The following is a 20,395-nucleotide window of genomic DNA, read 5'->3' on the forward strand; positions in this document are numbered from 1 at the left end:
GGGCGCCCGCGCGGGTGGGCGTGGCGACGTCCGGTCGGCAGGATGACCCGCCGGTCACCCGGTGCGCGCGCAGGGGTGCCTGGACGCCGCAGGGGCGGCCGGGAGACCCCGACCGCCCCTGCGGATGCCCGACGCGCGTCGGGTCAGACGACCTTGAGCTGGGCCGACCTGCTCGACGCCTTGACGTTCGACGAGCCCGCGTACGTCACCTTGACGTTGTACATGCCCTTGCCGAGCTTCGGCAGCGTGACCGTGCGCGTGCCGCTGCGCAGCGTCACCGTCTTCGTGGCGTAGGACGTGCCGTTGCGCGTGACCTTGACGGTCACCTTGCCCGTCGGCGTCGTGCCGGTCGCCTTCACCGTGACGACGACCTTGCCCGCGACCTTGCTCGTCACGGTCGCGGCCTTGACGGTGATCGAGCTGCTCGCCTTGGCGACCGTCCGCTTCGAGCTGACCTTGGCGGTGCTCAGCTCGCTGCTGCCCGCGTAGGACACCGTCAGCGTGCGCGTGCCCGCCGCGAGCGTCTTCGGGACGGTGAGCGACGCCTTGCCGCCCGAGAGCGTGGCCGTCGACAGGACCGTGCTGCCGTTCAGGAGCGAGACCTTGCCCGTCGCGGCGACCGGGCCGCTGACGGTCACGGCGACCTTGGCCGTCCTGCCGTAGGTCAGCGACGGCCACGTCGCCGCGACCTTCGCGGCGCCCTTGGCGACCGTCACGGCCACGCTCGACGACGAGGGCGCGATCCGGTCCGTGCTGGGCGTGAACGCGAGGTCGACGGTGTGCGTCCCGGCCGTGAGCCCGCCGAGCGAGAGCGTGGCGCGGCCGGCCGAGAGCGTGCCGGTCGCGACGGTCGTGCCCGCGATCGTCGCCTCGACGGTCCCGGCGACGTCCGCACCCGACGCGTCGACCGCGACCGGGAGGGCGACCGCCTTGCCCACGGAACCACGCACGGCGGAAGCGACGACCTGCGACTCGGCGCGCTCGAAGAACGTCACCGGCGTGTACGTCTCGTACGCGGCGACGTTCGCGCCGCCGCCCGCGTACGTGTAGATGCCGAAGTTCCCCGACACGTCCGCGAGCCAGTCCCGGTTCACCTTCACGGTGGCCGTGAACGAGCCGTCGGCGCGCAGGATCGTGTAGGTCGGCGCGCTCGGGTCCTGGCGCGGCGACGACGCCGCGAACGACGCCTCGGGGACGGCCCAGATGACCGAGACACCGTTGCCGGTCGCCCCCGGCGGGTTGTGGCGCTCGGTCGACGGAACGCCGGCGGACGGCCGCCAGACGTCGGGGTACCGGCCGAACGCGATGTACAGGCCGGACTGCAGGCCGCTGAACGGCGGACGGGTACCCGTGGCGAGCGTCGGGTCGAACCCGTGACCCTCGACCGTGACGGTCGACGTGAGGTCCGAGCGCAGATCCGTCTCGGACACCGTGACGGACGGCGCGAGCGGCTCCACGGTCACGTCGAGCGGCTGGGCGCCGGTCGCGGCGGCCGGCCCTGCTGCGGCGACGGCGAGCGTCGTGGCGACGAGTGCGGCAGCCGCCACGGACGCCACGAGACGACGCTCCCAGGACTGACCGCTGCGTGCGGTACGTGTCAACATCTGCTTCCCTTCGTCATGCGCCGCGCGTGAGTCGCCCGCGCACGTGCTGGTGTGCCTACCTGTGCTGCTGGTGCCTGTCAGGGCGAGATGTGCGGGCCGCGCGACCCGACGGCGCTGCGACGTGCGCGGACGACGAAGACGAGCGTCACCGCCGCGGCGAGCAGCGCGGCGGACGCCGTGACCACCCCTCGCGGACCTGCTGCGTCCTCGTCGACCGTCAGGATCAGCCGGAGGGCGAGGCGGCGTTCGACTGCGAGGCCGTCCTGCTCGTCGGCGGCGGTCGTGACGACCGCGGCGACGTGCGTGCCGGGGGTCGCGTCCGCCGGGACCCGCACGTGGACGGGGACGACGACCTGCTCCCCCGCTGCGAGCGCGACGGGCTCGTCGGCGCCGTCCACCGTGACCCACGCGCCCGGGCCCGTGCGGGTGTCCGCGACCTCGAGGGCGCCGTCGGCGTCGGCGCGGGTGTCGGACGTCGACACGGCGAGCTCGAGCGCGGCGGTGCCGTCGTTGCGCACGACGACCGCGTCGTCCACCTCGTCGCCCGCGCGGACGGTGTGCTCGAGCACGGACGCCGTGGCGTCCTGCGGGCGCACCGACCAGCTCGCGTCGTCGGCGGTCGCGGACGTCGCCGGGAGCAGCACGACGAGCGCGGCGAGGGTGGTCGTGAGCCCGGCGCCGACGAGCCCACGTGGAGCCACGGCCGTCATCCGAGCGCCGTGATCGTCAGGACGGTCTCGTACCGTCCGGGCGCGGCACCCTCGGGCACGCGCAGCGTCAGACCCGCGGTGACGCGCACGTCGCGGCGCACGCTCGTCGGGCCACCCACGACGAGCGTGCGCGACGTGGCGAGCCCGCGGCCGGCGGCGGTGGAGGGCGCGATCGCGCGGCCCGCGCGCACGCCCGCGACGGCCTCGAGCAACGACGGCTGCCAGCCGAGGTGCTGCGCGCCGAGCACGTGCGCGCCGTCGCTCGTGGTGAACGGGCGCGCGCGGCCCGACAGCGTGAAGCCGGGGCTGTCCGCCCGGGTGTCGCTGATCGTGACCGCGGGGAGCGTGCCCGTCGCGGCGAGCACGCCGTCGGCGAGCGTCGCGGTGCCGAGGCTCGCCGCGTCGTCCGTGAACGACCATGAGAGCGCGCCGGGCTCGGCGGGGGTCGTCGGCGCGGGTGTGGGCGTCGGGGTCGTCGTCGGACCGGGCGTCGGGGTCGCCGTGGCGGTCGGCTCCGGCTCGGGCTCGTCGAAGCCGAAGCCGACGTCAACCGGGAGCGCGGGCTTGTAGTCCTGCGCGCCACCGCAGGTCGTCGAGTAGAAGTGCGTCTGCAGGCTCACGGGCATCGCGGTCACGAACGCCGCGGGCCACGAGCCCCACCAGCCGGTCGCACCACCCGCCGTCGAGCACGAGCGCACCTGCACACCCGCGGCCGCCCCGTCGACCGTGACCCCGCGGTAGTCCGGGGTGAGCCGGAACGAGTCCTCGTCGAGGGCACTGCGCGCACCCGCGGTGAACGTCAGCACCGTGACGCGCCCCAGGCGCTGGGGCGCAGACGGGTCGCCGTCGAGGTCGACACCCGCGCCGATCGTGACCTCGAACGACAGCGTCCCCGCGCCGTTGCGAGCGACCTGGAGGACCGGGTCCGCGTACACCTCGTCGGGCGCGTTGAGGTAGTCCGGGTAGGCGTTGACCGTGTACGACCCGGTCCACGCGAGCTCGGCCGCGCCCGTCTGCGGGTCGACCGTGCCCTCGCCGCCGGCGAACCGCACGACGTTGGGCGTCTTCTGGGGCGACGACCTCGGCATGGACGTCGCGGGCACCGGTTCGACCGTGTAGACGGACTGCGTGCCGCCCGAGACCGAGCCCGTGAGCACGCGCGCGTCGCCCTGCGCGTCGGACAACGTCCACGGGCCGAAGATGCCGACCTGCGCGTAGCCGCTGATGCCCCACGTGAGCGTGGCGTCGGTGACCGCCGACCCGTCGGGCTCGTCCGCCGCGGCGGGCAGCGCGGCGAGTGCCGCGACCGCCGTGCCGAGCGCGGTCAGCGCCGTGACCGTCCGCCTCAGCGCACCCACGGGAGCACCACCCATCCCTGTCGCAGACCCACCACGCCGGCCGCCGCGGCCAGGCCGATCGCGCCCAGCGCACCGAGCGCGAGCGGGTCGTCGGCGAGCCCCGCGAGGACTCCGCCGCCGGCCGCGGGGGCGGGAGCCGCGGGCTGCGCCACGAGCGCCTGGGCACCCGAGCCCGTCGGGATCTGGGGAGCCACGGCCGCCAGGTCACCGTCGGCGCTCGTGGTCGTCGGGCGGACCGGGCCCGTGCGCGTCGTCGCCGGTCGGTTCTTGACCTCGTTGCGGGGCTGCTGCGGCGTCGCGCCCGGCGAGGGCGTGCCGCCGCCTGTCTGGTCGTCGTCGTCGGCCGGCGGCGTGACCGGGCGGCTCGCGTCGAGGCTCACGACGAGCGCCGTCGCGGGCTTCGCGCGGTCGCGCGCCGAACCGGAGGTGTACCAGTAGGGCGCCTGCCCGACCTCGCCCTGGAAGTCCACGAAGTCCTGCGGGAACGAGCCCCAGTACGGCTCGCTGTCCGTGTCCCGCGCGACCTGCGGGGCCGCACCCGCGGGAGCCTTGACCGCGACGCCGCGGAACTCGGGGACGACGACGAGGCCGTCCTGCGTGATCTCGACGTCCGTCAGCACCGCGAGCGTGGCGGTGCGGGGCGTGAGCGCGACCCAGCGACCCGGCTCGTCGCGATCGGCGCCGAAGCCGGACAGGGTCGCGGTGAGCGTGCCCGTGCCGTCCGCGACCTCGAGCACCGGGTCGGACGCGGTCCAGTACGTCATGCCGCCGTAGAGCACCGCCGTGAACGAGCCCGTCCAGCGCACCGAGGCGGTCCCGGCCGTGAGGTCGACCGACCCGGCGCCGCCCTCGACGACCACCTGGTTGCCGCTCGTGCTCTCGACCGACCCGACGCTCACGGGCTCCCCCGACGCGTCGAGGCACCGCGTGTCCCACGACGCGAGCACGGGCGTGCCGTCCGCACCGGGCTTCTCGATCCGCACGTCACCGGCGCGCGCGGCGTACAGGCCGTCCTGCGCGGTCCACGGACGCGAGCCGCCGGTCGAGCCGGCCTTGCCCGCGGACAGGAAGTTGCACCCGCCGTAGAACGCACCGCCGCCGACCTCGCGGTTCAGGCCCCAGCGCAGCTGCGCGTCGGTGACGGCCACCGCCTCGGGCTCGGGGATGGTGACGTCGATGACGACGTCGTCGTCGGCCGCGGCCGACGACGCGGGCAGGTGCGTGGGTACGGTCGCGGGCAGCGCCACGGCACCGAGCGCGAGCGCCCCGGCGGTGAGCGCACGGCCGACGACCACGCGCGTGGCACGTCCGCTGCCGGCCGTCATCGCACGACCTCGACCGGCTCGGGCGTCGCCTCGATGACACGCACCGGCGCGGGGGGCATCGCTGCGGCGCGACGGCGACGACGCGCCGTCAGCGCGCCGACCGCCACGAGCGCGAGCAGCAGCACCGCGACGCCGACGAGGACCCAGGTGGTCACGGACGGACCCGCGTCCGCGTCGGCCGCGTTCGCGAGCGCTGCCGCGACGGCCGGGTCCTCGATGACGTCGACGTCGAGCGTCGCGACCTGCCCGGAGGCCGCACCCGTGAGCGTGAGGGTCGTCGTGCCGGGCACGAGCGCCGCCGGGACCGCGAGCACGCCGGCGACCTCGCCGTAGGGCCCCGCGGTCAGCGGGCCGACGCCCGCCTGGCCGCCGGACAACGACCCGACGACCTGCTCGCCGGGCGCGAACCCGCGCGCGGTGAAGCCCAGCACGCGGCCGCGCACCACGCTCGCCTGGTCGCTCGTCGCCTCGGCCGGGCCGTCGACCCGCGGCGACGCTGCGCCCGCGCCGGCGGGTGCCGCCGTCTCGTCGCCGGCCTGCGCGGCCTCGTCGTCGCCCGCCGCCGGGGCCGCGTCGTGACCGGCCGCGAGATCCACGAACTGCACGGGCGTGAACGTCTCGTTGGTGGCGTTCGTGACGCCGTGCGCGCCGAACGTGATGACCCCGCACGTCACCGTGAGGCAGTCGACGCTCGTCACGGCGCCCGAGCGGCCCACGGCCTCGAGCGTCGGGCCGGGGATCGTCAGGGTCGTCGACCACGTCCCGTCCGCGGCGATCACCCCGCCGTTCGCCGACGAGGAGGTGTCCGAGCCCGGGTGCGACACGAACTTCTGGAAGCCCGCGTTGTCCTTCGACTCGCTGTCGGGCACGTAGAGCAGGTCCTGCCCGCTGATCCCGCCCTTGCTGGGCCGCCACGAGCCGCCCGCAGGGTCGTCGACCCACCCGAACACGACGTAGATCCCGCCGAAGCCGCCCGGGACGGACTGGAACCCGGACCCGCTGACCGTCACCCGGGTCGAGTAGGTCGTGTCCGCCTGCGGCTTGCCGTTCTCCCCCGCGACGGTCACGCGTGCCGCGGCGGAGGCGGGCACGGCGGCCAGCCCGAGGGCACCGAGCGCGAGGATCGCGGACAGCAGGGTCGACAGGCTCCGGGAGAGCCGGCGCGTGCCGCGGGCGCGACCTCGCGGACGGGAGGTCGTCGGGGACGTGTGCGTCATCGGGTCGTCTCCAGGGCGGCCGCACGGACCGGGAGCACGACGATCTCGTCGCTGCCCGGGCGGTGCACCACCTCGATGGGATGGCGGTAGACGTCGGACAGGAGCTCGCTCGTCAGCACGTCGTGGGGCGGGCCGTCGCCGCGGACGCGTCCCTCGGCGAGCAGCACCACGCGGTCGGCGTACGCCGCGGCGAGCGTGAGGTCGTGCAGCACGACGACGACCGCGGCGCCGTCGCGCGCCCAGCGCACCGCCTCGGACAGCAGCGACTCCTGGTGGCGGATGTCGAGCGCGGCGGTGGGCTCGTCGAGGAGCAGCACCACGGGCTCCTGCGCGAGCGTGCGGGCGAACGACGTGCGGGCCTTCTCGCCGCCCGACAGCGTCGGGTACCGGCGCTCGGCCAGGTGCGTGACGTCCGCGGTGCGCATGACGGCCTCGACCACGCGCTCGTCGTCGTCCTCGCGCTCCGTGCCGCGCCACGGCGAGCGGCCCATGCGGACCACGTCGACCACGTCGAAGGGGAACGACAGGCGGTTCTCCTGCAGCAGCACCGCGCGCCGCCGCGCCAGGTCGTCGAGGCGCATCGCGCGCACGTCGACCCCGTCGAGCTCGACGGCTCCGGCCTCGGGCACGACGTCGCCCGCGAGGACGCCCAGCAGCGTCGACTTGCCGGCGCCGTTGGGGCCCAGCAGGGCGAGCACCTGCCCGGCGTGGACGTCGAGGTCGACGCCGTCGACGACGACCCGGGTGCCGTAGCGGACACGCACGCCGCGTGCGCGCAGCGCGCTCACGCCCAGCCTCCCGCGCTGCGGCGCGTGCGCCGGATGAGCCAGAAGAAGAACGGCCCGCCGCACAGCGCGGTGAGCATGCCGATCGGCAGGTCGGCGTACGGCACAGCCGTGCGCGCGACGAGGTCCGCGCACAGCAGAAGCACCGCGCCGCCGAGCGCGGAGGCGGGCACGAGCACCCGGTGCCCCGGTCCGACGGTCATGCGCACGAGGTGCGGCACGACGAGGCCGACGAACGCGATGATCCCGCAGAACGCGACCGCGGCCGCGGTGAGCAGCGCGACGAGCACGATGCACACCACGCGCAGGCGCTCCACGTCGACGCCGAGGTGCCGGGCCGTGCGCTCGCCGAGCGCGAGCAGGTCGAGGCGGCGCGCCACGAGGCACGCGCCGACGATCCCGAGCAGCACGAGCGGCGCGACGACCGCGACGTACGGCCAGCGCGTGCCGTTGAGGCTGCCGAGCTGCCAGAACACGATCTGCTCACGCGCCTGCGTGTCGCCCAGGAACGTGAGGAACGCCAGGGCGGCGCCCGCGACCGCGTTCACCGCGACGCCGGTCAGCACGAGCGTGACCACCTGCGTGCGTCCGCCGTCGCGCGCGGTGGCGTAGACCAGCAGCGTGGTGAGCAGACCCCCGACGAGCGCGGCGGTCGCGGCCGTCCACGAGCCGAGGAACGTCCAGCCGAACACGATGACCGTGCACGCACCCACGGCCGCGCCCGAGCTCACGCCGACCACGCCCGGGTCGGCCAGCGGGTTGCCGAACACGCCCTGCATGAGCGCGCCGCCGGTCGCGAGCGCGGCGCCCACGAGCAGCGCCATGACGAGGCGAGGGAACCGGATGCTCCACAGCGCGGCGTCGGTGTGGGGATGCGTCGCGGCGGCGCCGGAGTCGAGGCCGAGCCTGCGCAGGACCGAGCCGAGCACCTCCGCGGGCGGGATGTGCAGCTGCCCGATGCCGGCCGCGACGACGGCCAGGACGACGAGCGCGATCGACAGCCCCGTGACCAGCACGACCACGCGACCGCGTCGCACGGCGTGCTGCGCGACGACGGCCGACGCCGGCTCGTCGGACCGCGGCGCGGCCCCCCGCAACGCGCTGCGCACGGGCGCGGGCGCGGTCGCAGAGCCGCCCGACGCGACGACGGTGCCCGCCGCAGCGGTGGGCGCGTCGGCGACGGGCTCGTGGCTGGTCTGCGTCACGGTCACGACTGCGCGGGGGCGTAGAGGGCGACGGCGAGCGCGTCGAGCACGTCCGCGGTCTGCGGCCCGAAGGACAGCACCGCCGAGTCGGCCATGTCGATGATCCGTCGGCTCGCGCCGGCGGGCGTGCTCGCGACCGCGGGGAGGGTCTCGAGCAGGCCGTCGACGCCGCCCACCGAGGCCAGGCCGTCGGACATGACGAGCACGACGTCCGGCGCGGCCTTGACGATGCCCTCGTCGGTCACGGGCTTCATGCCCTCCCAGCCGATCTCCCCGGCGACGTCGACCGCGCCGAGCGCGTCGACGAGCGAATCGGTGCCCGATCCCTCGCCGAACAGGTAGTAGACGCCCGCCTGACCACGCACGTAGAGGAAGACGACCCGCAGCCGGTCGGCCTCGTCCGCAGGCGCGATCGCGGCGATCTCGGCGACCTTGTCCTGCACCGCCTCGTCGGTCCGCTCGGCGAGCGCGGCCCCTGCCTCGGGGACGCCGAGCGCGTCGGCGACCTGCCCGATGAGCGCGCTCACGCCCTCGACCGAGCGGTGCGAGTCGACCACGACGACGGGGATGCCCGCGTCGCGCATCTGCAGCACGACGTCCCACGGGCCCAGGCTCGTGTCGGTGAGGATCACGGTCGGCGCGAGGTCGAGGATCGCCTCGGCGGACAGCTCGTGGCCGCTCGCGGTCACCAGCGGCTTGTCGGCGATCTCCGCGAACGCCGACGACGTGTCACGACCCACCACGTGGTCGCCCAGGCCGAGCTCGTAGACGATGCGCGCGACCGTGCCGTACACGTCGAGCGCCAGGATGCGGCTCGTGTCCGTCACGGTCACGGTCGTGCCCTGCGCGTCGGTGACGGTGACCGGGAGCGTGGGCTGCGGGTCGTCGTCGACGGGGTGCACCGCCGCGTCGGCGACGACCGCGGTCGACGGACCCGTCAGCGACTTCGGATCGGCCGCGGGCCGCACGTCAGCGAGGCGCGCGCCGCCCTCGGCGCTCGCACCCGGTTCCTCGTCGGCGGGACCCGCACCGCATGCGCTCACCGCCAGGACCAGCCCGATCGTCGCGACGAGGGCGCGGACGTGTCGCGCGACGGGCATGAGGGGACGACCTCCGGACGTGGGACGGGGTGCGACCCCGGGACCTGCACATCCTACCCAGGCGTAGGTTAGGCTCGCCTACCCTTACGCACGCGGTCTTGATCACATCAGCACGTCAGGAAACCGCACGCGTGGGGTGACCGGACGGGCGACGTCAGCCCTGGTCGAGCGCCAGCAGGTCGTCGACCGTCTCGCGTCGCAGCAGCGTGCGCACCTCGCCGTCGCGCACCGCCACGACGGGCGGGCGCGTGAGCAGGTTGTAGTTCGACGCCATCGAGCGCCCGTAGGCCCCGGTCGCCGCGACGGCCAGGAGGTCGCCCGCGCGCACGTCGCCCGGCAGCTGCACCTCGTGCACGACGACGTCGCCCGACTCGCAGTGCTTCCCGACGACCCGCGCGAGGACCGACGGCGCCGCCGACAGCCTGCCGACGACCTCGGCGTGATACCGCGCGCCGTACAGCGCGGGCCGGATGTTGTCGCTCATCCCGCCGTCCACCGACACGTACAGGCGCTCGGTCTCGTCGTCCACGCGCACGGGCTTGACCGTGCCGACCGTGTACAGCGTGAAGCCCGCCGGGCCGACGATCGCGCGCCCGGGCTCGATCGAGAACCGCGGCAGCGACGTCCCGAGGTCCGCGGCCGCCGCCGCGACCGACGCCGCGACGTCCTTGGCGATCCGGTCCGGGTCGAGCGCGACCTCGTCCGGCAGGTACGCGATCCCGTAGCCGCCTCCCAGGTCGACCTCGTCGACGAGCACACCCGTGCGCTCGGCGAGCTGCGCCCGCAGCTCGAGCACGACGCGCGCCGCGACCTCGAAGCCCGACGGGTCGAGGATCTGCGAGCCGATGTGCGAGTGGATCCCGAGCAGGTGCAGCTCCGGGTGGGAGAGCACAGCGAGCAACGCGGTCATCGCCGGCGAGTCCGCATCGCCGCGGCGTGCGACCGACAGGCCGAACTTCTGGTCCTCGTGCGCGGTCGAGATGTACTCGTGCCCGCCGGCGTGCACGCCCGTCGTCACGCGCACCATCACCGGTGCGGGCACTCCCCCGCGCGCCTTGACGAGCGCCGCGAGCCGCTCGATCTCGACGAGCGAGTCGACGATGATCCGGCCGACGCCGTGCTCGAGCGCGGCCACGAGCTCGTCGTCGGACTTGTTGTTGCCGTGCAGACCGATGTCGCCGCCCGGGACGCCCGCACGCAGCGCGACCGCGAGCTCGCCGCCCGACGCGGTGTCGACGCGCAGACCCTCGTCGTGCACCCACCGCGCGACCGCGACGGACAGGAACGCCTTGCCCGCGTAGTACACGTCCACACCCGCGCCCACCTCGGCGAACGCGGCCGTGAACGCGCGCCGGTAGCCCGCCGCACGCGCGCGCAGGTCCGCCTCGTCGAGCACGTACGCAGGCGTGCCGACCTCGTCGGCCAGCCGCGCCACCGGCACGCCGCCGACGACGAGCGCGCCCGAGCCGTCCCGCGCGACCCCCGTCGACCAGGGCTCGCCCGGGATGCTCGTCGTCACATCCGCTCCGGTGCGCTCACACCGAGCAGGCCGAGACCGTTCGCGAGCACCTGACGCGTGGCGTCGACCAGCCACAGGCGCGTGCGGTGCACGTCGGTGACGGGCTCGTCGCCCTGCGGCAGCACGTAGCGCTTCGCGTCGTACCACTTGTGGAAACCGCCCGCGAGCTCCTCGAGGTAGCGCGCGACGCGGTGCGGCTCGCGCAGGTTCGCGGCCTGCGCGACGACGCGCGGCAGCTGCGCGAGGTGGCCGAGCAGCACCGACTCGGTCTCGTGGTCGAGCACGCTCGCGTCGAAGCCGTCCTCGCGGCGCACGCCCGTCTCGGCCGCGTTGCGCCCGATCGCCGCGGTGCGCGCGTGCGCGTACTGCACGTAGAACACCGGGTTCTCGTTGGTCGCCTTCGCGAGCAGGTCGAGGTCCAGGTCGATCGCCGAGTCGGTCGACGAGCGCGCGAGCGCGTACCGCGCCGCGTCGACGCCCACCGCGTCGACCAGGTCGTCGATCGTCACGACCGTGCCCGCACGCTTCGACATGCGCACCGGGGCGCCGTCCTTGACGAGGTTCACGAGCTGGCCGATGAGGATCTCGAGGTGCACGTCCGGGTCGTCGCCGAACGCCGCCGCGACCGCCTTCATGCGCCCGACGTACCCGTGGTGGTCCGCGCCGAGCATCATCACCACGCGGTCGAAGCCGCGCTCACGCTTGTCGAGGTAGTAGGCGATGTCGCCGGCGATGTAGGCGGCCTCGCCGTCCGACTTGATGATGACGCGGTCCTTGTCGTCACCGAACTCGGTGGTGCGCAGCCACGTGGCGCCGTCCTGGTCGAACACGTGCCCGAGCTCGCGCAGCCGTGCGACGGCGCGCTCGACCGCGCCGGACTCGTGCAGCGAGTCCTCGTGGAAGTACACGTCGAAGTCCACGCCGAAGTCGTGCAGCGACTGCTTGATCTCGGCGAACATCAGGTCGACGCCGCGCGCGCGGAACGCCTCGACGGCCTCGTCGTCCGGCAGCGTGGCCGGGTCCGGCTCGCCCGCCGCGGCGGCGTCGGCCGTCACCTGCCCCGCGATGTCGGCGATGTACTGGCCGCCGTAGCCGTCCTCGGGCGCCTCCTCGCCGCGGGCGCGCGCCAGCAGCGAGCGCGCGAACCGGTCGATCTGAGCGCCGTGGTCGTTGAAGTAGTACTCGCGCGTGACCTCGGCACCGGCCGCCTGCAGCACGCGTGCGAGGCTGTCACCCACGGCCGCCCAGCGCACGCCACCGATGTGCAGCGGACCCGTCGGGTTGGCGGAGACGAACTCGAGGTTGACGCGGTGACCCGCCTCCGCGGTGTTGGTGCCGTACGTCGCGCCCTGCTCGACGATGCCGCGCGCGAGCTCGCCCGCCGCCGCGGCGTCGAGGCGGATGTTGAGGAAGCCGGGGCCCGCGACCTCGACCGACGCGACACCGTCGGTGCTGCTCAGCCGACGCGCGAGCTCCTCGGCGAAGGCCCGCGGGTTCGTCCCGGACTTCTTCGCGAGCTGCAGCGCGACGTTCGTCGCCCAGTCGCCGTGCTCTCGCTGGCGGGGTCGCTCGACGTGGACGGTCGCCGGGACGTCGGCGGGGTCGAGAGCGAACGTGCCGTCGGCGACGGCCGTCGCCAGGGCGGCCGCGATGGCCTGGGAGAGCTGGTCGGGAGTCACCGGTCAAGCGTAGGGGACCGCACGAGCCGTCACGGCGCGCCGTCCGGCCCGCCCACCTGTTCCCGCACCGGCTCGCGCACCTGCTCGCCGGCCCGTTCGTCGACCGGTTCGCCGGCCTGCTCGCCCAGCACCTGCGGCCGGCACGCGCGCCAGGCCGCGACGAGCAGCACGACGAGCAGGCCGAGCAGCACCAGCAGCGGTGCGTCCCAACTCCCGGTGGCGTCGTACAGCAGCCCCACGCCGATCGGCCCGAGCGCCGCGATCGCGTACCCGACGCCCTGCACCATGCCCGAGAGCACGACCGCGAGCGCGGGCGTGGCCGTCCGCAGCCCGATCAGCGCGAGCAGGATCGGGAACGTGCTCGGCCCGATCCCGAGCAGCACCATCCAGACCGCCGTGCCGTGCGCGGGCGCGAGCAGCAGCCCCGCGTAACCCACGGCCCAGCACGCGACGAAGCCGACGACGAGCGGGAACGGCGAGCGCATGCGCGCGGTGAGCACGGGGGCGACGAGCGACGCGGGCAGGCCCAGGATCGCGAACAGCGCGAGCCACCTGCCGCCGGCGTCGGTGCCGAGGCCCGCGTCGGCGAGCATCTCGGGCAGCCACGCGAACACCGTGTACGTCCCGAGCGAGTTCATCGCGAACGTCACGGCCATCGCCCACGCGAGCGGCGAGCGCCAGACCAGCCGCATCGCGCCGCCGCCCCCGGGCTGCGCGAGCACGCTCACGGCAGGGCCCGACGAGCGCCGGACGAGCTCGCGCAGGTGCGCACGCGCCGCCACCGACCGCACGATCACGACGACCCACGGCACGGCCGCCGCGAGCCCGACCGCCGCCCACACCCCCACCGACCAGCGCCACCCCGCGGCCTGCGCGAGCGGCAGCGCCACGAGCGGCGGGACCGCGGTGCTCACCGACAGGCACACCGAGTAGGCGGCCGTGACCGGGCCGATCCGGTCCGGGAAGTAGCGCTTGACGAGGGGCGGCAGCAGCACGTTGCCCATGCCCATGCCCGCGAGCGCGAGCATCGACCACGCGAGGAACGCCGGTGCCGTCGTGGCGCCCGCCCGCAGCACCTCACCCGCGGCAGACAGGACGAGCGCGACGACCATCGTCGGCTCGAGCCCGAGGTGCCGCGCCACGGGCGTCGCGAGCGAGCCGAACAGCGCGAACGACAGCACGGGGATCGTGCCCAGGAGACCGATCTGCGCGGACGTGAGCGCGACGTCCGCGCGCATCACGTCGAGGATCGGCGAGACCGCCGCGACGGCGATACGCAGGTTCAGACCCACCAGGACGATGCCGGCGAGCACGACGAGGCGGCCACGCCAGGGTGCGACCTCGGGGGCAGGACGCGTCACGGCACTCCGCAGGGTGAAGGAAGGACGAGGGCCGTGAACAGGTCTGGCGGGCGGATGCCTCGCTCGTGTTGACTGCACCGCATGCCTGCACACGGAGCGCCGCGCCGATGACGCGACGGACCGGTCTGATCGATTCGACCGTACAGGAGCTGCGCACGCGCATCACCAGCGGCCAGTGGCCCGTCGGGTCACGCATCCCGCCCGAGCCCCAGCTCGTCGAGCTGCTGGGCGTCGGCCGCAACACCGTCCGCGAGGCCGTGCAGGCGCTCGTCCACGCCGGGCTGCTCGAGCGCCGCCAGGGCTCGGGGACGTACGTGCTGACCTCCTCCGAGCTCGCCGCGTCCATGGGCCGGCAGATCGCCGACGCGCGTCAGCGCGACGTCGTCGAGGTGCGCCGCGCGCTCGAGATCGAGGCGGCCCGTCTGGCCGCGCGACGCCGGACCGCGCTCGACGCGGCCGCGCTGCTCGAGCGGCGCGACGAGCGCGCGACCGCCTACGTGTCGGGCGACCTGGACGCGATGGTCCAGACCGACCTCGCACTGCACCGCACGATCGTGCGCGCCGCGGGCAACCCCGTCCTGCTGTCGCTCTACGAGAACCTCATCGACGCGATCGGCGAGAACATCCGGTTCAACTTCGTCACGGACTACCACGGGCAGACCGCGCACGACACGCTCGTCGAGGCGATCGTCGCGGGCGACGCGACCAAGGCCGTCGCCGAGACCACCGCCTACCTGTCCGCCCTCCTGGGCGAACCCACCTGAGCCCCGCCCCGTCGTCGCGCGAGCAGAGGGGGCCGGTCCGGGCTGGTAGGCTCCCTGGCCGATGCATCCGTGCATCCGAGCGCCCGTAGCTCAGCGGATAGAGCGTCTGCCTCCGGAGCAGAAGGTCGAAGGTTCGAATCCTTTCGGGCGCACCACCGAGGGCCGTGCTGCAGCGAGCAGCACGGCCCTCGTCGTCCCCTCCCCTGCCGTCTCGGCGGGAAGGACGAGCGTCGACCACGGACGGCGCACGCAGGGGGAGATCGCCACCTGGTCGCCAGTCCGCCGCGAGGTGGACACCGCGCGCGACCCACAGCCGGCTCGGCGACAGTGGGCACATGCTCGCCGACCTGCTGCCGACCGGGGTCGAGGTCGTCGAACGTCACGGGCCGCCCGTCACGGTCCCGCTGTTCGCCGACGAGGAGGCGGCCGTCCTCGACGCCGCGCCCGCGCGACGTGCGCAGTACGCCGCGGTCCGCGCGTGCGCGCGAGCGGCCATCGCCCGCCTGGGGGTGACCGACCTCGCCGTGCCGAGCGCACCCAACGGCGCTCCCGTGTGGCCGGGCGGCGTCGTCGGGAGCATGACGCATGGCGCCGCGTACCGCGCCGCGGCCGTGGGCCTGGCGCGCGACTGGGCGGGTATCGGGATCGACGTCGAGCCGCGAGCGCCGCTGCCGCCCGAGGTCGCCGCGCTCGTCCTGAGCGACGACGAGCGCGCGCCGCTCGACGACCTCGACCCGGGCTGGTGCGCGGACCGCGTGCTGCTGTGCGCCAAGGAGTCGGTCTACAAGGTCTGGTCGCCGCTGGTCGGGACCGGGCTCGGGTTCGACGAGGTGCAGGTGCACCTCGTGGGCGACGGCACCCTCGTCGCCCGACTGCACCGCACGGGCCTGGGCGTCGACGTGCTGCACGGGCGCTGGGCCGCGCACGACGACCTGCTCGTCACGGCGGTCACGCTGCCACGGTGACCGCCTCGGCGCGGCGCGCAGCCTCGCGCAGGCCCGGACCTTGCCTTCGACCGCGAGTCACCACCGACGGCTGGGTAGTGTCGGCGTGTCACATCCCCGGCGGTCGACGGAGGACCCGTGCATCACGTCGAGGTGTTCGTGCTCGCCGCGGCAGCGGTCCTCGTCGCGGCCTTCTCCCGCCGCCGGGGCTGGCCCGCACCGCTCGTCGTCGTCGCGATCGCGCTCGTCGTCTCGCTCGTGCCGGGCGTGCCGCGGTACGAGGTCGAGCCCGAGCTGCTGCTCGACTTCGTCCTTCCACCGCTGCTCTACTCCGCCGCGCTGTCGTCGTCGTACCGCGACTTCCGGGCGCAGCTGAACTCGATCACGCGCCTCGGCGTCGGGCTCGTCCTGGTGACCGCGCTCGCGGTCGCGTGGGTGTTCTCCCTGCTCGACGACGTCTCGTTCGCCGCCGCGCTCGTGCTCGGCGCGGTCGTCGCGCCGCCGGACGCCGTCGCCGCCGCCGCGGTCGGGCGCCGGCTCGGGCTCCCCCGGCGCGTCATGACGCTGCTGTCGGGAGAGAGCCTCATCAACGACGCGACGTCGCTCACCCTCTACAAGGTCGCGCTCGCGGGCGTCGCGAGCGGCGCGTGGGCGCTCGGCGCCGGCCTGGCGACGTTCGCCATCGCGGTGCTCGCCGGGGTGGGCATCGGGCTGGTGCTCGCGCTCGTCGTGCACCAGGTCCGGCTGCGGCTCGACGACCCGGTGGTCGCGTCCGCGATCGGGCTCATGACGCCGTTCGCGGCGTACTGGGGCGCCGAGGCCGTCGCGGGCTCGGGCGTGCTCGCGGTCGTCGCCGCGGGCCTGTACCTCGGGCACACCTCGCCGCGCGCCGGCTACGCGACCCGCCTGTTCGAGGAGCCGATCTGGTCGACGCTCGACCTGGTCCTCGAGTCCTTCACCTTCGCGCTCATCGGCGTGCAGCTGCCGTGGGTGATCCGCGACGTCGTCGACTCCGACCAGGGCTTCGCGCACGGGCTGACGGTCTCGCTCGTCGTCCTGCTCGTCGCGCTGCTGGTGCGGCCCGTGTACGTCTTCGCGACCGCGTGGTTCGACAACATCCGCCTGCCCGGCTCGCACCGGCCCGAGCGCGACGCGCTCACCGGGCGCGAGTCCGCCGTCGTGTCGTGGGCGGGGATGCGCGGCGTCGTCACGCTCGCGGCCGCCGCCGCGATCCCGGCGACCATGGAGGGCGCGCCGTTCGAGCACCGCGCGACCATCCAGCTCGCCGCGTACACCGTCGCGCTCGGCACCCTGCTGCTGCAGGGCATGACGCTGCCGTGGGTCATCACTCGGCTCGGCGTCGGCTCCGACCAGGAGGAGGCCGACGACGCCCGGCAGGAGGCCGCGATGCGCGTCGCGACGGGCGAGGCCGTGCAGGACTACGTCGAGCGCCAGCGGCCGCGGCTCGCGCAGAAGCTGGGCGACGAGAAGGCGCAGGAGGTCGTCGAGCGCCTGTCGGCCGCCTGGGGTGCGCGCGCCGCCGCCGCGGCGGTGATGCTCGACCCCGACAGCGCGGGTGAGCTCGGCGTGGACCTCGAGGCGGTGCGCGAGGCGACCGCCGCGCGCGGGCTGGGTGTGCTCGCGAGCGCCGGCAAGTCGTCCGCGGACGCGGGACGCCGCCTGCAGTCCGTGCGACGCGAGGTCATCGCCGCGCAGCGCGAGGTGCTCATGCAGCACCGCGACGCGGGCGACCTCGACGAGGCCGTGATGCGTCGGATGATGCGCGAGCTCGACCTCGAGGAGGAGGCGCTCGCGTCCTCCTGGGTGAGCCGGCTGCGCGACTGAGACGCCCGCTGAGGCAGGACCCAGGTCCCGTGGCGGGCTCGCGCGTGGCCAGCGGGATCACCCCTGGGACCTCTCAAGGACTTTCATCCCACCACTTCACGAGCGCTCGTCCATAGCGTCGAGGTGTCGGTTCGGACGGACTCCAGCCCCGCCCCTTCCACCGATTCCACCCGACCAGGGAGCATCCGTGACCACCACCAGCACGCCCCGCCCCGCCAAGAGCCGCAAGGCCGACGCAGCGGCACCCGCACCCGCGCCGGCCCTTGCCGTGCAGTCCGACGAGCAGGTCCACGCCGCGATCGACGAGCTCGTCGCGAACGCCACCAAGGCGCTCGCCGAGTTCGAGTCGATGACGCAGGACGATGTCGACCGCTTCGTCAAGAAGGGCGCGGTCGCCGCGCTCGACCAGCACGGCCAGCTCGCGAAGCTCGCCGTCGAGGAGACCGGACGAGGGGTCTTCGAGGACAAGGCCGTCAAGAACATCTTCGCGTGCGAGCACGTGACGAACTCGATGGCGAACCTCAAGACCGTCGGCGTCATCCACGTCGACGAGCTCAACGGCATCACCGAGATCGCCGAGCCCGTGGGTGTCATCGCCGGCATCACGCCCGTGACCAACCCGACGTCGACCGCGATCTTCAAGTCGCTGATCTCGCTCAAGACGCGCAACCCGATCATCTTCGCGTTCCACCCGAACGCGCAGCAGTCGTCGATCGCCGCCGCGCGGATCGTGCGCGACGCCGCGATCGCCGCGGGCGCCCCCGAGCACTGCATCCAGTGGGTCGAGACCCCGTCGCTCACGGCGACGAGCGCGCTCATGAACCACCCGGGTGTCGCGACGATCCTGGCCACCGGCGGGAACGCGATGGTCAAGGCCGCGTACTCGTGCGGCAAGCCGGCCCTCGGCGTCGGCGCGGGCAACGTCCCCGCGTACGTCGAGAAGACCGCCAAGCTCGCGCGGGCCATCAACGACATCGTCCTGAGCAAGGCGTTCGACAACGGCGTGATCTGCGCGTCCGAGCAGGCCGCGATCATCGACGACGAGATCTACGACGCCTCGATGGCCGAGTTCGCCAAGCTGCACGCGTACCGCACCACGCCGCAGGAGAAGGCCAAGCTCGAGCGCTTCATCTTCGGCGTCGAGGCCGGCGGCGAGAACTGCGCCGGTGCCAAGCTCAACCCGAACGTCGTGGGCAAGTCGCCGGTGTGGATCGCCGAGCAGGCGGGCTTCACCGTCCCGGCCGACACGTCGATCATCCTGGCCGAGGTCTCCGGCGTCGGCCCCGACGAGCCGCTGACCCGCGAGAAGCTGTGCCCCGTCCTGGCGGTGCTGCGCGCGGGCTCGACCGAGGAGGGCTTCGCGCTCGCCGAGAAGATGGTCGAGTTCGACGGCCTCGGTCACTCCGCCGCGATCCACACGCGTGACGAGGCGCTCACGGTCGAGTACGGCAAGCGCGTCAAGGCCATCCGCGTCATCTGCAACGCGCCCTCGTCGCTCGGCGGCATCGGCGACATCTACAACGCCTTCATCCCCTCGCTGACCCTCGGTTGCGGCTCCTACGGCCACAACTCGGTCTCGAACAACGTCTCGGCGGTGAACCTCATCAACGTCAAGCGCGTCGGTCGTCGGAACAACAACCTGCAGTGGTTCAAGGTCCCGGCGAAGACCTACTTCGAGCCCAACGCGATCCGCTACCTCGCCGACATGGCCGGCATCGAGCGCGTCACCATCGTCACCGACACGACGATGACCGCCCTCGGCTTCGTCGACAAGGTCCTCGACGTGCTGCGCCGCCGCAACAACTCGGTGGCCGTGCAGATCATCGACGAGGTCGAGCCCGAGCCGTCGGTGCGCACCGTGCAGAAGGGCGCCGCGAACATGCGGCACTTCAAGCCGGACACGATCATCGCCCTCGGCGGTGGCTCGCCGATGGACGCCGCGAAGGTCATGTGGCTGCTGTACGAGCACCCGGAGATCGTCTTCTCCGACCTCAAGCAGAAGTTCTTCGACGTCCGCAAGCGCGCGTTCAAGTTCCCGGTCCTGGGCGACCTGGCCAAGCTCGTCTGCATCCCGACCACGTCGGGCACGGGCGCCGAGGTCACGCCGTTCGCGGTCATCTCCGACCCCGACGCCGGCAAGAAGTACCCGCTCGCGGACTACGCGCTGACCCCGACGGTCGCGATCATCGACCCGGTCCTGACCTCGAAGATGCCGCGCTCGCTCGCCGCCGACTCGGGCTTCGACGCCCTGACGCACGCCACCGAGGCGTTCGTCGCGGTCTACGCGAACGACTTCACCGACGGCATGGCGCTGCAGGCGATCCGCCTCATCTTCGACAACCTCGCGCAGTCCGTGAACGGCGACCCGGCCGACCCGGCCACGCAGGACGCGCGGGAGAAGATGCACAACGCGGGCACGATCGCCGGCATGGCGTTCGGCAACGCGTTCCTCGGGATCGTGCACGCGATGGCCCACGTCATCGGCTCGACGTACCACCTGGTGCACGGCCGGACGAACGCCACGCTGCTCCCCCACGTGATCCGCTACAACGGCACCGTCCCGACGAAGCTCACGAGCTGGCCCAAGTACGAGAGCTACGTCGCACCGGAGCGGTTCCAGCAGATCGCCCAGACGCTCGGTCTGCCGGCCGCGACGCCGGAGCAGGGCGTCGAGTCCTACGCCCTGGCGGTCGAGGCGCTGCGCGCGAAGGTCGGCATCCCGTCGTCCTTCCAGGCGCAGGGCGTCGACGAGCAGGAGTTCATGTCGCGTCTCGACGAGGTCGCCATGGGTGCCTACGAGGACCAGTGCGCCCCCGCCAACCCGCGCATGCCGATGATCGACGACATGAAGGACATCATGACCGCGGCCTACTACGGCACGTCGCTGGAGGACGTCCGAGGCCGCAAGAGCGGGCAGGAGGGCTGACCACCTCCGGCGGGCTCCCGACCAGGCTGTAGCCGTCGGTAGAGCCCCGCCCG

At 73.9% G+C, this 20,395-nt stretch carries 15 protein-coding genes and 1 tRNA gene; 5 read left to right on the forward strand and 11 right to left on the reverse strand.

The window, feature by feature from the left end:
- Positions 1-143: 143 nt before the first annotated feature.
- From CPE01_RS08320 to CPE01_RS08370, 11 genes are all read right to left on the reverse strand, one after another.
- Entirely contained in the window at positions 144-1,556 is a 1,413-nt protein-coding gene (locus tag CPE01_RS08320) for an Ig-like domain repeat protein (RefSeq protein ID WP_186811468.1), read from the reverse strand.
- Between the two features lie 125 nt (positions 1,557-1,681).
- Positions 1,682-2,305 (reverse strand): hypothetical protein, encoded by a 624-nt coding sequence (locus tag CPE01_RS08325; RefSeq protein ID WP_146806191.1) that lies wholly within the window; start codon positions 2,303-2,305, stop codon positions 1,682-1,684.
- Positions 2,306-2,310: 5 nt separating this feature from the next.
- Positions 2,311-3,672: a hypothetical protein gene (locus CPE01_RS08330; protein ID WP_146806192.1), complete on the reverse strand. Its 1,362-nt coding sequence runs from the start codon at positions 3,670-3,672 to the stop codon at positions 2,311-2,313.
- The gene (locus CPE01_RS08335; RefSeq protein WP_146806193.1) at positions 3,660-4,997 is read right to left on the reverse strand and encodes a hypothetical protein; all 1,338 of its coding nucleotides are present in this window, start codon (positions 4,995-4,997) and stop codon (positions 3,660-3,662) included. Before CPE01_RS08335 ends, CPE01_RS08330 begins: the two co-directional genes overlap by 13 nt.
- Positions 4,994-6,214, reverse strand: coding sequence for a hypothetical protein (locus CPE01_RS08340; protein ID WP_146806194.1), 1,221 nt, complete (start codon positions 6,212-6,214; stop codon positions 4,994-4,996). The genes CPE01_RS08335 and CPE01_RS08340 overlap by 4 nt, the downstream gene beginning before the upstream one ends.
- Entirely contained in the window at positions 6,211-7,002 is a 792-nt protein-coding gene (locus CPE01_RS08345; RefSeq protein ID WP_146806195.1) for a heme ABC transporter ATP-binding protein, read from the reverse strand. The genes CPE01_RS08340 and CPE01_RS08345 overlap by 4 nt, the downstream gene beginning before the upstream one ends.
- Positions 6,999-8,096, reverse strand: coding sequence for a FecCD family ABC transporter permease (locus CPE01_RS08350; RefSeq protein ID WP_371861990.1), 1,098 nt, complete (start codon positions 8,094-8,096; stop codon positions 6,999-7,001). Before CPE01_RS08350 ends, CPE01_RS08345 begins: the two co-directional genes overlap by 4 nt.
- Positions 8,097-8,206: 110 nt before the next feature.
- The gene (locus CPE01_RS08355; protein WP_146806196.1) at positions 8,207-9,304 is read right to left on the reverse strand and encodes a heme/hemin ABC transporter substrate-binding protein; all 1,098 of its coding nucleotides are present in this window, start codon (positions 9,302-9,304) and stop codon (positions 8,207-8,209) included.
- Positions 9,305-9,458: 154 nt separating this feature from the next.
- Positions 9,459-10,823 carry a diaminopimelate decarboxylase gene (gene lysA, locus CPE01_RS08360; RefSeq protein WP_146806197.1) on the reverse strand — a complete coding sequence of 455 codons (1,365 nt, stop codon included), beginning with the start codon at positions 10,821-10,823 and terminating at the stop codon, positions 9,459-9,461.
- Positions 10,820-12,502, reverse strand: a complete 1,683-nt coding sequence (gene argS / locus CPE01_RS08365; protein ID WP_146806198.1) for an arginine--tRNA ligase — start codon at positions 12,500-12,502, stop codon at positions 10,820-10,822. Before argS ends, lysA begins: the two co-directional genes overlap by 4 nt.
- Before the next feature lie 29 nt (positions 12,503-12,531).
- Complete coding sequence (locus CPE01_RS08370; RefSeq protein ID WP_222592889.1) at positions 12,532-13,863, reverse strand: MFS transporter; 1,332 nt, start codon at positions 13,861-13,863, stop codon at positions 12,532-12,534.
- Between the two features lie 107 nt (positions 13,864-13,970).
- On the opposite strand from CPE01_RS08370, the gene CPE01_RS08375 reads away from it, so the two are divergent.
- The 5 genes from CPE01_RS08375 (at position 13,971) to adhE (ending at position 20,342) form a co-directional block, all read left to right on the forward strand.
- Complete coding sequence (locus CPE01_RS08375) at positions 13,971-14,627, forward strand: FadR/GntR family transcriptional regulator (RefSeq protein ID WP_146806199.1); 657 nt, start codon at positions 13,971-13,973, stop codon at positions 14,625-14,627.
- A gap of 79 nt (positions 14,628-14,706) precedes the next feature.
- Positions 14,707-14,782 (forward strand) — tRNA-Arg (locus tag CPE01_RS08380).
- Positions 14,783-14,962: 180 nt separating this feature from the next.
- Entirely contained in the window at positions 14,963-15,592 is a 630-nt protein-coding gene (locus CPE01_RS08385; RefSeq protein WP_146806200.1) for a 4'-phosphopantetheinyl transferase family protein, read from the forward strand.
- 117 nt (positions 15,593-15,709) lie between these two features.
- Positions 15,710-17,416 (forward strand): cation:proton antiporter, encoded by a 1,707-nt coding sequence (locus CPE01_RS08390; protein ID WP_146806201.1) that lies wholly within the window; start codon positions 15,710-15,712, stop codon positions 17,414-17,416.
- A gap of 187 nt (positions 17,417-17,603) precedes the next feature.
- Positions 17,604-20,342, forward strand: a complete 2,739-nt coding sequence (gene adhE / locus CPE01_RS08395; RefSeq protein ID WP_186811469.1) for a bifunctional acetaldehyde-CoA/alcohol dehydrogenase — start codon at positions 17,604-17,606, stop codon at positions 20,340-20,342.
- The last annotated feature ends 53 nt before the right edge of the window (positions 20,343-20,395 follow it).

It is taken from the genome of Cellulomonas persica, assembly GCF_007989825.1.
GTDB classification, from domain to species: Bacteria; Actinomycetota; Actinomycetes; order Actinomycetales; family Cellulomonadaceae; genus Cellulomonas; species Cellulomonas persica.